Raw genomic sequence first — 13825 nt, forward strand, 5'->3', positions numbered from 1 at the left:
GCAGGGGTGCGACGCGAATCCCCCGAGTGGGGTACGCGCCGGCGCGGCCGGCGGGCCCAGAATGGAGGCCGAGGGGGCAGCGATGACACCCATCCGACACCGCAGGCGGCTGGCCGCCGCCGTGGCGGTGCTCGCGCTGGCGACGGTCGTCGCCGTCGGTGCGGTGCGCGTCCTCCGCGAGGAGCCCACCGCTGCCCGGTCCGACCCGGCCGGGGCGGCCGCCGCGGCCGACCCGGCGCCGGAGCCCTACCCGGACGCCGGCAGCACCGGCGTCCCGGAGGGCACCGAGCTCACCGCCTACGACGGGCCCTGCACCCTGACCGAGACCGTCGTGCTCACGGCCGTGGACGCGACCGGGGTGTGCCCGGCCCTCGTGGTGCAGGCGCCTGGGGTGCGGATCGAGTCGTCGCGGGTGCCGCGGGTGGAGTCCACCGCCACCCAGGTCGACCCGACGTTCTCGGTCGAGGTGGTCGACTCCGAGGTCGTGGCCGGCGAGTGGATCGGCGGAGCGGTGTGGGGCAGCAACCTCACGGTGCGGCGGGTGGAGGTCACCGGCGGGCAGCACAGCGTGCACTGCGGCAGCCACTGCGTGGTCGAGGACTCGTGGCTGCACGAGCAGTTCAACCCCGACGGCGAGGCATCCCACAACAACGCGTTCATCTCCAACGGCGGCACCGACATGGTGGTGCGGCACAACACGCTGCACTGCACGGCGGAGCTCAACGCCACCGACGGCGGGTGCACGGCCGACCTCTCGCTCTTCGGCGACTTCGAGCCGATCCGCGACGTGCTGGTCGAGGACAACCTCCTCAAGGCCAACGGCTCCTCTGCGTCCTACTGCGCCTTCCTGGGCCACGCGCCGGGCAAGTCGTTCCCCGACGCCAGCGGGGTGGTGGTCACCGGCAACGTGTTCGAACGCGGATCCAACGGCACGTGCGGGGTCTACGGCCCGGTGACGTCGTTCGACGCCGGTGCCGCGGGCAACGAGTGGCGCGACAACACCTGGGACGACGGCACCGCGCTCCTGCCGGGCTGACCATCGCCCGTCAGCGCAGCCGCTTGACGGTCCCGACGAGCGCGCCGCGGGCGCGCACGGTCACGGGCGGCCGGCGCAGCACCTCGCGCTCCACCGACTCGACGGTGTCGCCGCGCCGGATGCTGTAGCGCGGCTGCAGCCACCGGTCGGGGTGCGCCCAGCGGCGGTCGCTGGTCTGCACCGTGCGGTAGCCGAGCGGGCGCAGCTCGGCGAGGACGCCGCGGTCGTAGCGGCCGAGCGGCAGCGCCGCGTCGTGCACCCGGGTGCCGGTCACGTCCTCGAGCACCGAGCGCGCGGTGACCAGCTCCTCGCGCCGCCGGGCCGGGTCGAGCCCGCGCCAGGGCCGGTGGGCCATGCCGTGGCTGCCGATGCCCATGCCCGAGCCGTGCAGCAGCCGGACATCGTCGCGGCTCAGGCTGCCCGGCTGGTCGAGCCGCCCCGCGATCACGAAGAAGGTCGCCCGCAGGCCGCGCTCGCGCAGCGCCGGCAGGGCGATCTCCACGTCGGAGGAGTTGCCGTCGTCGAAGCTCAGCCGCACGTCGGGCCGCCCGACCACCCGGTCGAGCACGCCCAGGAAGACGTCGCGGTCGATCCAGTAGGTGTCCTCACCCGGCTCGCGTCGGCGCTGCGGGGCGCCGATGCCGTGGAAGCAGACGTTCACCACGCTCATGGCTCGAACCGTAGGCGGCCCGCCCGCGTGCCGCTCGCCTGCCGCGGAGGCTCACAAAATGTGGGTATGTGCCCCGGGGTCGGCCCGGCTCGGCGGACGCACCTTCCTACGGTGGGAACATGTCAGGGGAGTCCGTGGGGGTGGACCTGGCGCCGATCACCGACGACGACATCGGGGCGGTCGCCACGTTCCTGCACCAGCACCTCAACGCCAGGTTGAGTGCGGCCGAGTGGGCCAGGTGCGCCGTGCCGCCCTGGAGCGTCGACGCCCCCAACCACGGCTTCCTGCTGCGTCACGGCGACGACGTGGTGGGGGTCTACCTGGCGTTCTACTCCGAGCGGGTGGTCGAGGGCCGCACGCACCGGCTGTGCAACGTGGCGGCGTGGTGCGTGCTCGAGGAGCACCGCGCCCACGGCGTACGCCTGGCGCGGGCGATGCTGCGACAGCGCGGCTACGACTTCGTCGACCTCTCGCCCAGCGGCAACGTGGTGGCGCTCAACGAGCGCCTGGGCTTCCGCAGCCTCGACACCGCCACCGCGCTCGTCCCCAACCTCCCGCTCCCGACCCGCCGGGGCGTCCGCGTGCTGACGGCGCCGGAGGACATCGAGGCGGCGCTGACCGGGGCAGACCTGCGTGTCTACCGCGACCACCGCGACGCCGCCGCGGCACTGCACTTCGTGGTGCGTGTCGGGCACGACACCTGCTACGTGATCGCCCGCAGCGAGCGGCGCAAGGGCCTGCCGCTCTTCGCCTCGCTGCTCCACGTCTCCGACCCCGCGGTGCTCGCCCGCGCCGGGCACGCGCCCTACCGGCACCTGCTCCTGCGCCATCGCGCCCTCGTCACCCTCGCCGAGCGGCGGGTGACGGGTCACCGGCCCCGGCTGTCGCGGATGCAGTCGGCTCCGCGGCCACGGATGTTCCGCGGCGCCTCGCTCGAGCCCCGCGCGGTCGACTACCTCTACAGCGAGCTGACCTGCGTGCCGTGGTGAGCGGCCCGCCGGCCTAGCCGGGACCCACCGTCTCGCCGCTGTCCCACACGTTGCCCGTCCACACGTTGCCGGAGGCGTTGCGATCGAACGACGTCACCGGGCCGTAGACGCCGCACTTGCGGTTGGCGCCACGCTCAAAGACGTTGTTGGTGAACCGCACGTTGGTGGCGGTGTAGGGCTTGGACGTGGAGTCGCCGCCGTAGGCGCAGTAGGAGATCGACGAGTTGTTGGCCCGCAGGTAGTTGTTGTCGATGGTGACGTTGTCGATGGGGTCGAAGTCGCCGAACAGCGACACGTCGGCCGTGCACCCGCCGTCGGTGCGGTTGAGGATCGCGGTGCAGTGCAGCGTGTTGTGGCGCAGGACCATGTTGCGCCCGCCGTTGGAGATGAACGCGTTGTTGTGGAAGCTCTCGCCCTCGGCGTTGTACTGGTCGTGCAGCCACGAGTCGGTGACCTCGCAGTTGTTGTTGCAGTGGAAGCTGTGCTGGCCACCGGTGACGTCCACCCGTCGCGCGGTGATGTTGTAGCCCCAGAGCGCTCCGGTCGAGGTGGCGCCGGCGCGCACGTCGGAGTCGCTGATGGTGACCGAGCTGCTGCCGTCGCCGTAGATCGACTGCACGCGCGGCACGAGCGACTTCTCGATGACCACGCCCGTGGTGTTGATGACGAGCGCGCCGCACGACGTGGCGTCCACGGCGGAGAGCGTGCGCGCCGAGGTGATCGTGCACGGGCCGGTGTAGGGCGTCAGCGTCGTGCCGGCGGGCACGCCGGTGTTGTCGGGGCCGGGCCACTTGCTCGGCGGCGGGGGCGGGGTGGGCTCGGACGTGGGCTCGTCGCTCGACGGGACGAAGCGCACGTCGACCCAGTAGTTGGCGTCGCGGGGTGCCTGCTTGCTCGGGAAGCGCGAGGTGCCGCCGACCCGGGTGACGCCGTTGCGCCCGCCCGGCGCCCGCAGGTGGGCGTTGGCCTTGGCCTTGCGGAAGCCGCCGGCCGTGGCGGGGTGGATCCCCGCGGCGCCGGTGTGCACCGACACGACGTAGCCCGTGCCGGGCGCCAGGGTGACGCTCGAGCCGAACGCGACCCGCTTCCAGCCCTTGCCGCGCACCGGTCGCACGTCGGCCCGGGCCAGCACCTCACCGCGCCGCGACCACAGCGTCGCGGTCTCGGGCGTCGAGGCCCGCGAGCGCCGTGGCTTGTAGTAGCGCACGCCGATCGCCGTGCCGGCGACCTTGGGGGAGAACCGCATCCCGACCTCGCGCTGCGCGCCCCGGCGCACCTCGGCGGCGGGGGCGCGGCTGGTCAGCACGCCGACCTCGTCGGCACGCGTCCGCTCGGGGGCGGTGCCGCCGTGGGCGGACGGGGTGGGGCGCTCGGCGAGCGCGAGGGCGGTCAGCACCACGGCCAGCACGAACAGGGGGACGAGCCGGCGGCGGCCTCGGGACGTGGCGACGCTGGGGGAGGACATGGGGGCACCTCGATGAACGGGGGCAGGGGCAGGACCGCGCTGGTGGGGGTGTGCGCAGCTCCCACGGGATCATCCTCACCCTTACGGGGGTCGACAAGGCCGCTGGGCAAGTTCCCCAAATTGTGTCGGCTGCCGCGGACGGCGCGATCAGCGCACGACGGTGGCCGACCACGCCTGCTCGATGAGCAGCCGCGGAGCGGCGTCCGCCGTCGTGTCGACCGCCCAGGTGTCGCTCACGCCGGGCTCGTCGGCACGCGGCATCCCGTAGAGGATCGTGTCGTCGTCGAGCCACTCGACCTGGTCGTCGAGCCCGCGCGGTCCCTCGGCGAGCAGGGTCCGCTCGCCGGTGGCGAGGTCCTGGACGGCGACCTGCCACACGACCCGGCGGCCCGGGTCGACGTCGACCTTGAACGCCACCCGGGTGCCGTCGGGGGAGATCGAGGGACACTCGGCGTCGGACGACACCGAGGTCAGCGTGCGCTCGGCGAGGTCGCCCTCGACCAGCCACGTACGCCCACCCGTCGCGACGGTGGCGTAGAACGTCCGGTCGTCCGCGAACGTCACCCCCCACACGTTGCGGTCCACCGGGTTGACCCGCCGGCCGTCGATCACGAGCTGGAAGTCCTCCAGGTTGCCCCACCGCTCGCCACCGTCGACCGCGTGCACCTCGGTGGCGGTGGAGAAGCCGGTCGACATGTAGGAGTGCCCGGCCACGAAGATCGTGGTCGCCACGAGTGTCCCGTCGGGGCTGAGCCGGGTGCGGCTCGGGATGCCGGGCAGGTCCTCGCGCCCGATCTCCTGCCAGTCCGCGTCGAGCGCGACCACCTCGGCGGCCGATGCCACGCCGGGGTCGGTGACCAGGCAGGAGGCGCCGGTGCTGCGGGCCGCGACGCGGTCGCACGAGACCCCGGTGAACGCCCGCGGACCGCTGGGGTCGTCGAGCGGCACGACCGCCACGACGCCGTACTCGCTGTCGGTGCCGGTGTGGCGGAAGACGATCCGCGGGCCGTCCGTCACCGTGGCGATCGGCGCCTGCTCGGCGTCGGGCTCGGCCGCGCGCTGAGCGCGCACCTCGCGGCGCTCGACGACGACGTAGGCGGTCGCCGCGACGGCGAGGACCACCACCAGGGCGAGGAACGCCAGCACGCGGGCGCGAGCGCTCACGAGGTGACCGCCGCGCCGTCGAGGCGCCCCACGCGGGTGGCGGCGATCAGGACGGCCACGGTGAGCAGGGCCGCGACGGTGGCCATGGCGCCCGCCGGGCCGAGCACCAGCCACAGCACGCCGAAGCCCGCCGAGGCGAGCATCCGGGCCAGGGCCACCACGGTCTGGGCAGCGGCGATGCCGCTGGTGCGGGCCTGCACGGGGACGAGTCGACCGGCGATCGCGGCGATGACGCCGTCGGTCGCGGCGTAGAACGTGCCCAGCAGGAGCAGCGTCCCGACGGTGGCCGCGGCGGTCGAGGTCGGCAGCACGGCGCACAGGTAGGCGCCGACGAGGGCCAGGTGGCCCACGATGAGCGTGCGGGCCCGTCCGACCCGGTCGGCCAGGCGCCCGATCGGCACGGCCAGCAGCAGGTAGGCCACGTTGGTGCCGACGTAGAACAGCGGGAACCAGGTGACGTTGATGCCGCCGTGGTCGAGCAGCGCGAGGTAGATGAATCCGTCGCCCACCGTGAGCAGGCCCAGCACTCCGGCGACCGCGAGCAGCGGGCGCAGCCGGGCGTCGGTGAGGTCGCGCCACCGGAAGGGCGGCGGTGTGGGCCCGGCCGGGGCCGCGTCGCGCCGGGTGCGCACGTCGGGGCCCAGCAGTCCCAGCAGCGCCACGCCGGCCAGGGCGAACGCGAGGGAGACCACGAGCACCACCGAGTAGCCGTCGGGGACCACCAGCAGCAGGCCGAACGCGATCAGCGGACCGAGGGCGGCGCCGATCGTGTCGAGCATCCGGTGCACGCCGAAGGCACGCGCGAGGTGCTCGGTCGGCGCGGCGGTGCTGATCATCGCGTCGCGCGGGGCGGTGCGGATCCCCTTGCCGATCCGGTCGGCGGTGACGACGGCGGCGATCCCGGCCGCCCCGCTGGCGAACAGCAGGAACACGCGGGCCACCGCCGAGAGGCCGTAGCCCAGGAACGCCACCCACTTGGGACGGTCGGAGGCGTCGGCCAGCCACCCGCCACCGAGACGCACGAGCGCGCTGACGCCCTGGTAGAGGCCGTCGACGAGCCCGTACGCCACGGGCGTGAGGCCGACGACGGCGGTGAGGTAGAGCGGGAGGATCGCCGAGACCGACTCCGACGACACGTCGGTCAGCAGCGAGACGATGCCCAGCGTGACGACGACCCGCCCGACCGGGGGCCGGGTCGAGGTGGTGCCCGTCGTGGTGGTGCCTGTCGTGGTGGCGCCGGCGACGGGCCGGTCGCGGAGCGTGATGTACACCGGCTCACCCGCGCCCGGCGCGCAGCGAGGCGTGGAGCGAGTAGGTCGCCCCCGACCCGCGCGGGGTCACCGTCACGGTCACCACGCTGTCGCCGCGCCGGAAGGCGGCCGCCTCGGAGCCGGCCAGGGCCGGCGGCGCGGTCGTCTCGGTCAGCCCCCGGCGGGCGAGGCGGTCGCGGTAGGCGAGGAGCACCTGCGGCGCGGACAGCGTGGTCACGGCGACCAGTCCGACCTGGAGGCGGTCGCCCGAGGGCGAGACGCTGCTGCTCTGCACCCGCGCGGCGCGGGTGGGCCGCAGGGCGGAGGGGAAGCGTCGCACCAGGCGTCCCCGCGCGCTCGCCGCGCGCGGGAGGGGCGAGGTCACGAGCGGCGCGGGGTCGCTCGGGGGGAGGAGCTGGGCGAGGCTGGTGACCGGGGCCTCGGGCGCCTGCGGCACCTCGAGCCCCGGGCTCGTGCCGTCGTCGGCGCCGTCGGGCGGGTCGGCTCCCTCGTCGCCGGCGTCGCCGGCAACGCTGCCGTCGGTCTCGGCGGCTCCGGACCCGCCCGCTTCCCTGCCCGCTTCCCCGCTCGCCTTGCCGGCGGACGGTGACGGCGACGGCGGACCGGCCGAGCCCGCTGCGGCCGAGGGCGAGCTGGACGTGTCCTCCGGCGACGCCGGTCCGGCGCCGCAGCCGCCGAGGACGAGGCAGGCTGCGACGCCGAGCACGGCGATGCGCGCTGGTGTGGTGTTCATGGATGTGCCGACCCCCACGGTCGTTGGTGGAACGAGCTGTTGCGTGATCAGTAGGCGCCGCGGTGCCCGAGCACGGCGCTGACGGTGCGGACGAGGATCGAGAGGTCGAGGCGCAGCGACCAGTTCTCGACGTACTTCAGGTCGAGCCGGACCGACTCCGCCCAGGTCAGGTCGGAGCGACCGGAGACCTGCCACAGGCCCGTCACGCCCGGCTTGACGACGAGCCGGCGCCGCGGGTCGATGTCGTACTGCGCGACCTCGCTCGGCAGCGCCGGGCGGGGACCCACCAGCGACATGTCGCCCCGCACGACGTTCCACAGCTGGGGCAGCTCGTCGAGGGAGTAGCGGCGCAGCCGGCTGCCCAGCCGCGTGACCCGGGGGTCCTGGGCGATCTTGAACAGCACGCCGTCCTTCTCGTTGACGTCGGCCAAGCCGGTGCGCACCGACTCGGCGTCGATCCCCATCGAGCGCAGCTTGAGCATCGTGAACGGCACGCCGTCGCGCCCGATGCGCTCCTGGCGGAAGAACGCCGGGCCCGGCGTCTCGCGGCGGATGGCCACCGCCAGGACCGCGATCAGCGGCAGGGCGAGGACGAGGGCGACGAGGGCGATCGTGCGCTCGACGAGGTCCTTGAGCAGCCGGCGCGGCCCGTGGAGCGTCGGCTTGCCGACGTGCAGCACGTCGAGGCCGGCGGTCGACATGACGCGGGTGCGCGTGGGCTCGACGTCGAGGAGACCGGTGCCGAGGAAGAGCTCGGTGCCCGTCCTGCCCAGTGACCAGTGCAGCCGCCGCACCTCGACCGGCGACAGGTGCGCTCCGGGCAGCACCACCAGCGCGTCGGCGCCGTGGTCCTGCGCGGCCGTCGAGGACGACTCGATGCCGACGTAGACGGGCACGTCGCCCTCGACCGGCGTGGTCGAGGCCCGGGTCAGGCAGGCGGCGACCACCTCGTGGGTGCCGCTGGCGTGGAGCTGCGCCACGGCCTCGCGGACCGCACGCGGCTTGCCGGCGAGCACGATGCGGGGCCGGGAGCGTCCGGGGCCGACGAACGGGACGGCACTGGTGACCGTGAGGCCGGCCACGAGCACGCCCAGGGACGCCGGGTGGGCGTCGGCGAGCCACGGCGAGGCCGCCAGAGCGAGGACGGCGGTGCGCCCGCCGGCGCCGAGCACCACCGCGAGCCGCTCGGACCGCGCGTGGCCGAGGGCCTGGTGGCGGTAGCGGCCCGACATCGCGAGCGCGGCGGGCCACACGACGGCGACGGCCAGTGCGGCGCCGAGCCCGACCCTGCCGAGGGTGGACCAGCCGACCGCGAGGGTCATGGCGAGCGCCAGGTCCAGGGCCGGCGCCGGCCAGGCGCGAGGAGTCGACGCGCGACGGGGGACGGTGTCGACGAGTGGCTCCGCGACGGGCGCCACCAGGGGTGGCACCGCTGCGATGCCGCGCGGGCGGGGGATCGGTCTCCCCAGCACGCCTCCGTCCGTGGTGAATACGTCGGACACGACCTGCGTCATGCTCACCAACCCCCCCTCCGGAGACACCGCCCAAGGCACCCCGTTGCTGACCTTGCCGCGAGCCTAGGAAGCCCTGTCGCCGGGGGCATGCCGCAAATGAGCGAAAGCGGTGCAGGCCCGGGAGATACCCATTCAGAGGGATGGGCACCGCGCGGGGGCCGGCCCTAGGCTCGAGGCGGTACACCAGCACTGGTTCGCATCACTCGGGCCAGCCCCGCACTGGCCACTTCGGTGGCCGCTCGCGTGACGCGGAACCCCACGCTTCGTCACCTGGAACCGACGCGAACCAGTGGCGGCGGCCGAGGTCCCCCTCCTCGGCCGCCGCAACCGCGTGCGCGGGTCCGCTGGGTCAGGCGCCGAGCTTCCATCCGATCTGGTTGGCCATGCCGACGGCAGCGAGCTGCGAGGAGACCTCGAGCTTGCCGAGGATCGACTTCACCTGCGTACGGACGGTCGCCTCCGACACCACGCTGTCCTGGGCGATCGAGCGCACCGTGCGGCCCTCGATGAGCGCTCCCAGCACCTGCCGCTCGCGCGGGGTGAGCAGGTCGAGGCGGCGGCGTACGTCGTCGTGGACCTGGCGGTCGCGCGCCCAGGCCTCGAGGAGCGACTCGAGCTCCTCGCGGGTGACCACCGGCAGCCCCTGGTGCAGCCGCCGCACGGTCGAGAGCGCCTGTTGCAGCGCCCCGCTCTTGGAGAGCACCTTGCGCGCCCCCAGCCGCATGCACGCCCCCCACCGGCCGACGTCGTCCGAGGCGGTCAGCACGACCACGTTGGCGTTGGCCCGGGCGAGCGGCGCGACGAGGTTCATCCCGTCGCCGAACCGGCCGAGGTCGAGGTCCAGCAGGACCGTGCGGGGGTTGGCCCGCAGGGCCAGCGACCTCAGCGTCGCCATCGAGCCGCCCTCCTCCGGGGGCTCGAGGCGTCGCACGTCGTAGCCCTCCAGCGACAGGGCGAGCTCGAGCGACTCCGCGAACAGCACGTGGTCGTCGATGATCAGGACGCGGTGCTCACCGCGAGATGCGCCCGGCACGGTCGTCCTCCATCCTCAGGTCGTTCTCGGTCGAGCGGCGGGCGGCCGGCAGCGAGATCACGAACGACGACCCGGCGCCCTCGCGCTCGGCGAGCCGAAGCGACCCGCCGGCCTCGGTCATCAGCCGCTGGGCGACGTTGAGGCCGATGCCCTCGCCACGCGAGTCGCTGCCGCGGCGTCCCCAGTCGAAGATCTGTGGCCGCTGCTCGGGTGGGATGCCACGGCCGAAGTCGGTCACCGTGATGTCGACGGTCTCGGCGTCGCGGCGGGTGACCTCCACGACGCTGGCGTCGGTGCCGCCGTGCTTGGCGGCGTTGTCGACGAGGATGTTGAGGACCTCGGCGAGGGAGTCGAAGCGGGCCCGCACGACCTCGGGGGCCGCGTGCAGCTCGACGCGGCGGCCCTTGAGCCGCTGCAGGTCGAGGATCTGGGTCAGCGCGTCGTCGAGGCGCAGGTCGGCGGCGGGGTCCCCGGCGCCGGTGAGCATCCGCTCCATCCGGTCGAGCTCGCGGCGCACCGAGGCCCACAGGCGCTCGCGGGTCTGCGGCGGGATGTCCTGCCGGTCGAGCAGGGCCGACCCGGAGACCAGGCCGGCGACCATGCTCCGCAGCTCGTGGAGCCGCTCGCGCTGCTCGCGGGTGGAGTCGACGAGCACGTGCTCGAAGGAGTCGATGCGACGTCGCTCCTCCTCCAGGCTGCGGCGCAGGCCCGCGAAGGCGATCCCGAGCCACGCGGCGCCGACCGCGGTGCGCGCCAGCCAGAGGGCGGCGTCGAGGGTGCCGCCGGCGAGCCCGGTCGGCGGGACCAGCTGGCCCGAGACGACCACGCCGACGGTGGCCAGCAGCAGCAGGCTCAGCGGGCGGGACGCGATCCGCTGCTGGAGCACCAGCACGGCGGCCAGCAGGTGCGTCGCGAGCAGCACACCGACGAGCAGCTGCATCGCCGGTGAGGGCGGCTGCGTCCGCGGGAACTGCAGCAGCAGGTGGCCCGCGGCGACGAGCCCGAGCCCCATGCCGATGACGAAGGTCTCGTCGACCACGCGCCGTACCCGCTCGGGTGCCAGGAGCGGCACGATCACGCCGAGCATGCCGATCAGCCCGGCCACGAGCAGTGCGAGGTGCATGCTCCCTCCGTGCGGCGGCGGGTCGTGCAGCGCGATCAGCGTGACGGCGAGCGCCTGGCCGGCGACGAGCGCCCCGGTCGCCACGATCCATCCGGCCACCGCCCCGGCGTGCTTGCGCCAGGTGACCATGGCTGCGCACCCGGCTGCGGCGACGAAGACGCCGCTGACGACGCCCTCCCCGAGCGTCGGCACCGTCGTCGCCGACGGCGGTGCCCACCACGGGTGGTCCGACCCCGATCCGATCCAGACCAGCACCAGGAACGAGACCAGTCCCGTCATCCCCATGCGGCCCCAATGACGCATGTCCCCACTGCAGAACCCCATCCCCAACATCCCCAACATCGTGCTTCCCCCTGCGATACAGCTTCGTGGCGTCCACGTCGATCGCGGTGAGCGTTCCCGGCGCCCTGCGAGGTCGACGTGGTTGGTATGTGAGTGCACTTCCCTTGACGAGAGTGCGATCCGTGGTGCGGGGGGTCCATTGATTGTGTGAGGCGTACCCCATATCGGGCAAAGCCGGTCTGGTCCGCCGTTCGCAGGAGTCCTGCAGGCTTCGTCAAGGAGCCGTGCAGGACGCTGTCAGGGCAGGTCCAGCGGCCGCGAATTTCCCTTCAAGCGGGTAGGGCGCTGCGGCCCCGGCTCGGCCCGCCTCCCCAATTCGGTGCACGTTCGGCAGTGAGGGCCCTGCCCCCGCCCCGGTCCGGACAGGCTGGGAGGCGCGATCAGCGGCGAGGGAGGCGTACATGAGCGTGGCGGGTCCGGTGTGGGTGCTGTCCCCGCACCTCTTGGTGGCGCAGGCGATCACAGCCGCGCTCGACTCCGTCGGGGTGCCCGCGCGCACCCGACGGTGGGAGTCCGTGGTCGGTCCGGCATCCTCCGGCGACGTGGAGGATCTCGGTCCTGCGATCTTCGTCGCCGTCGTGGACGGTCTTGACAACTCCGAGGTTGTGGCTCATGTCGAGGCGCTGGCGCGCCGAGGCGCAGGCCGGGTCGTGGTGGTGACGTCCGCCGAGGCCTCCGTGCGATGGGGCGGTGTCCTGGCCCACGAGACCGTCGACGTGGTGACCGTGTCGACCTCGGTGACCCAGCTCGCCGACGTCGTACGACGACTCGTCGCCGGCGACTCGGCGATGGATCCGGCCACGCGGGCCGAGCTCCGCGCCGCCCACGCCCGCGACCTCGACCGGCGGCGGCAGGCACGCGCCCAGCTCGAGACGCTCTCGCCCCAGCAGCGTCGCGTCCTCGAGCTGCTCGCGTCCGGGCGGCGGGTGGCCGAGGTGGGCGTCGAGATGGGGGTCGCCGAGGGCACCGTCCGCAGCCACGTCAAGGCGCTGCGCGCCAAGCTCGGCGTCTCGACGCAGCTCAAGGCCGTGGCGATGTTCCACCAGGCCTACGAGTCGGACCCGGAGGCAGACCCGGAGGCAGACCCGGAGCCGGGGGAGCCGCCGCGGGCCGAGCCGGCCGCGGAGCCACGAGCGGCGGGGGAGGTGCGCGTCCCGGTCGGGTCGGTGCTGCCCGCGACGGGACTGGTCCCGGACCCCCGGAAGGGGCGCCCGGACCAGGCGCCCCCGGCCCTGGTGCTGGTGCGTCGCTAGGCTGCCGTCCATGATCGATCCCGCCACGCTCGACGACCACGCCTTCGCCGCCTGGGCGGCCGAGCGCGCCGGCTCGGTGCTGCTCGACGTGCGCGCCGGGGCGGCGGCCGAGGGCCTGGAGGGCAAGGCCCTGAAGGACGCCGGCGACGCCGCGGCCCAGGCCGAGCTCGACCGCGTCCTCACCCTGCACCGCCCGGACGACGCGGTGCTGTCGGAGGAGGCGGCCGACGACAAGTCGCGCCTCACCGCGCGTCGCGTGTGGATCATCGACCCGCTCGACGGCACCCGGGAGTTCTCCGAGCCGCCCCGCGACGACTGGGCCGTCCACGTGGCGCTGTGGGAGGACGGCGACCTCGTCGCCGGCGCGGTCGCCCAGCCCGCGCTGGGGGAGACCTTCAGCACCGGCCGGCCGAGCGTGGTGCCCCCGCGCACGTCGCAGCGTCCGCGCATCGCGGTCTCCCGCAGCCGTCCGCCCGCCTTCGTCGAGGCGCTGGCCGCCGACCTCGACGCCGAGCTGGTGCCGATGGGCAGCGCCGGCGTCAAGGTGATGAGCGTGGTGCGCGACATCGCCGACGCCTACGTCCACGCCGGCGGGCAGTACCAGTGGGACAACGCGGCGCCGGTCGCGGTCGCGCGGGCGGCCGGCCTGCACTGCAGCCGCGTCGACGGCTCGCCGCTGGTCTACAACGCCGACGACACCTCGCTGCCCGACCTGATCGTGTGCCGCCCCGAGCTGGCCGAGCAGATCGTGGACTTCGTCCGCCGCCACGGCACCGACTGACGCCCGGCGTCTGGGCCCGACGCGCCGGGCGCCGTCAGTGCACCAGCTTGAGCCCGACGATGCACCCGACGAGCCCGGCGAGCAGCAGGGCCTTGACCACCGAGAACGACTCGGTGCCGGTGAGCATCGCCACCACCACGGTCAGCACGGCGCCGATGCCCACCCACACGGCGTACGACGTGCCGACCGGCAGGGTGCGCATGGCGTAGCCCAGGCCGCCCATGCTCATCGCGAGCGCGACGAGGAACGTCGCGGTGGGAAGCGGGCGGGTGAGCCCGTCGGAGCGGCCGAGGGCGGTGGCCCACACCGCCTCCAGGACGCCGGACAGGACGAGCACGAACCAGGCCATGGCCATCTCCTCGACGGCCGTCTTGTCGCTGTCCGGGTACGGCTCCCTCGTCCGGTCGCCCGCGGTCGGGGCACGGCCCACGGTGTCACGCCGGGTCGGGCC

Annotated in this window: 13 protein-coding genes and 1 riboswitch; of the genes, 4 read left to right on the forward strand and 9 right to left on the reverse strand. The window is 74.1% G+C overall.

The features are described from left to right. The first annotated feature begins 82 nt into the window (after positions 1–82). A complete protein-coding gene (locus AC4H2S_RS05000; RefSeq protein WP_491495868.1) occupies positions 83–1036 on the forward strand; it encodes a hypothetical protein in 954 nt (317 codons plus the stop codon). Between the two features lie 10 nt (positions 1037–1046). Here AC4H2S_RS05000 and AC4H2S_RS05005 read toward each other — a convergent pair whose 3' ends face one another. Further along, on the reverse strand, positions 1047–1706 hold the full coding sequence (locus AC4H2S_RS05005) for a polysaccharide deacetylase family protein (protein ID WP_491495869.1): 660 nt from the start codon (positions 1704–1706) through the stop codon (positions 1047–1049). Between the two features lie 119 nt (positions 1707–1825). On the opposite strand from AC4H2S_RS05005, the gene AC4H2S_RS05010 reads away from it, so the two are divergent. Continuing rightward, the gene (locus tag AC4H2S_RS05010) at positions 1826–2695 is read left to right on the forward strand and encodes a GNAT family N-acetyltransferase (protein ID WP_491495870.1); all 870 of its coding nucleotides are present in this window, start codon (positions 1826–1828) and stop codon (positions 2693–2695) included. Positions 2696–2708: 13 nt separating this feature from the next. Here the strand turns inward: AC4H2S_RS05010 and AC4H2S_RS05015 are convergent, their stop codons facing one another. The 7 genes from AC4H2S_RS05015 to AC4H2S_RS05045 form a co-directional block, all read right to left on the reverse strand. After that, positions 2709–4160, reverse strand: a complete 1452-nt coding sequence (locus AC4H2S_RS05015; RefSeq protein WP_491495871.1) for a DUF4082 domain-containing protein — start codon at positions 4158–4160, stop codon at positions 2709–2711. A 147-nt stretch (positions 4161–4307) separates the two neighbouring features. Then, positions 4308–5324 carry a TolB-like translocation protein gene (locus AC4H2S_RS05020; RefSeq protein ID WP_491495872.1) on the reverse strand — a complete coding sequence of 339 codons (1017 nt, stop codon included), beginning with the start codon at positions 5322–5324 and terminating at the stop codon, positions 4308–4310. After that, positions 5321–6595, reverse strand: coding sequence for an MFS transporter (locus tag AC4H2S_RS05025; protein WP_491495873.1), 1275 nt, complete (start codon positions 6593–6595; stop codon positions 5321–5323). Before AC4H2S_RS05025 ends, AC4H2S_RS05020 begins: the two co-directional genes overlap by 4 nt. 4 nt (positions 6596–6599) lie before the next feature. Further along, the gene (locus AC4H2S_RS05030) at positions 6600–7328 is read right to left on the reverse strand and encodes a hypothetical protein (RefSeq protein WP_491495874.1); all 729 of its coding nucleotides are present in this window, start codon (positions 7326–7328) and stop codon (positions 6600–6602) included. A gap of 47 nt (positions 7329–7375) precedes the next feature. After that, the gene (locus AC4H2S_RS05035; RefSeq protein ID WP_491496738.1) at positions 7376–8842 is read right to left on the reverse strand and encodes a sugar transferase; all 1467 of its coding nucleotides are present in this window, start codon (positions 8840–8842) and stop codon (positions 7376–7378) included. 349 nt (positions 8843–9191) lie between these two features. Continuing rightward, positions 9192–9875, reverse strand: coding sequence for a LuxR C-terminal-related transcriptional regulator (locus AC4H2S_RS05040; protein WP_491495875.1), 684 nt, complete (start codon positions 9873–9875; stop codon positions 9192–9194). Further along, entirely contained in the window at positions 9853–11301 is a 1449-nt protein-coding gene (locus AC4H2S_RS05045) for a sensor histidine kinase (RefSeq protein ID WP_491495876.1), read from the reverse strand. The genes AC4H2S_RS05040 and AC4H2S_RS05045 overlap by 23 nt, the downstream gene beginning before the upstream one ends. Positions 11302–11741: 440 nt before the next feature. Between AC4H2S_RS05045 and AC4H2S_RS05050 the strand changes: the two genes are divergently transcribed. Beyond that, positions 11742–12593, forward strand: coding sequence for a helix-turn-helix transcriptional regulator (locus AC4H2S_RS05050; protein ID WP_491495877.1), 852 nt, complete (start codon positions 11742–11744; stop codon positions 12591–12593). Between the two features lie 10 nt (positions 12594–12603). Then, complete coding sequence (locus AC4H2S_RS05055; protein WP_491495878.1) at positions 12604–13374, forward strand: 3'(2'),5'-bisphosphate nucleotidase CysQ; 771 nt, start codon at positions 12604–12606, stop codon at positions 13372–13374. Positions 13375–13408: 34 nt separating this feature from the next. Here AC4H2S_RS05055 and AC4H2S_RS05060 read toward each other — a convergent pair whose 3' ends face one another. Next, complete coding sequence (locus AC4H2S_RS05060; RefSeq protein ID WP_491495879.1) at positions 13409–13723, reverse strand: DMT family transporter; 315 nt, start codon at positions 13721–13723, stop codon at positions 13409–13411. Positions 13724–13735: 12 nt separating this feature from the next. Beyond that, a riboswitch (guanidine-III (ykkC-III) riboswitch) is annotated at positions 13736–13800 on the reverse strand. Positions 13801–13825: the final 25 nt, after the last annotated feature.

The sequence above is a fragment of the Nocardioides sp. Z13_37 genome (assembly GCF_058355585.1).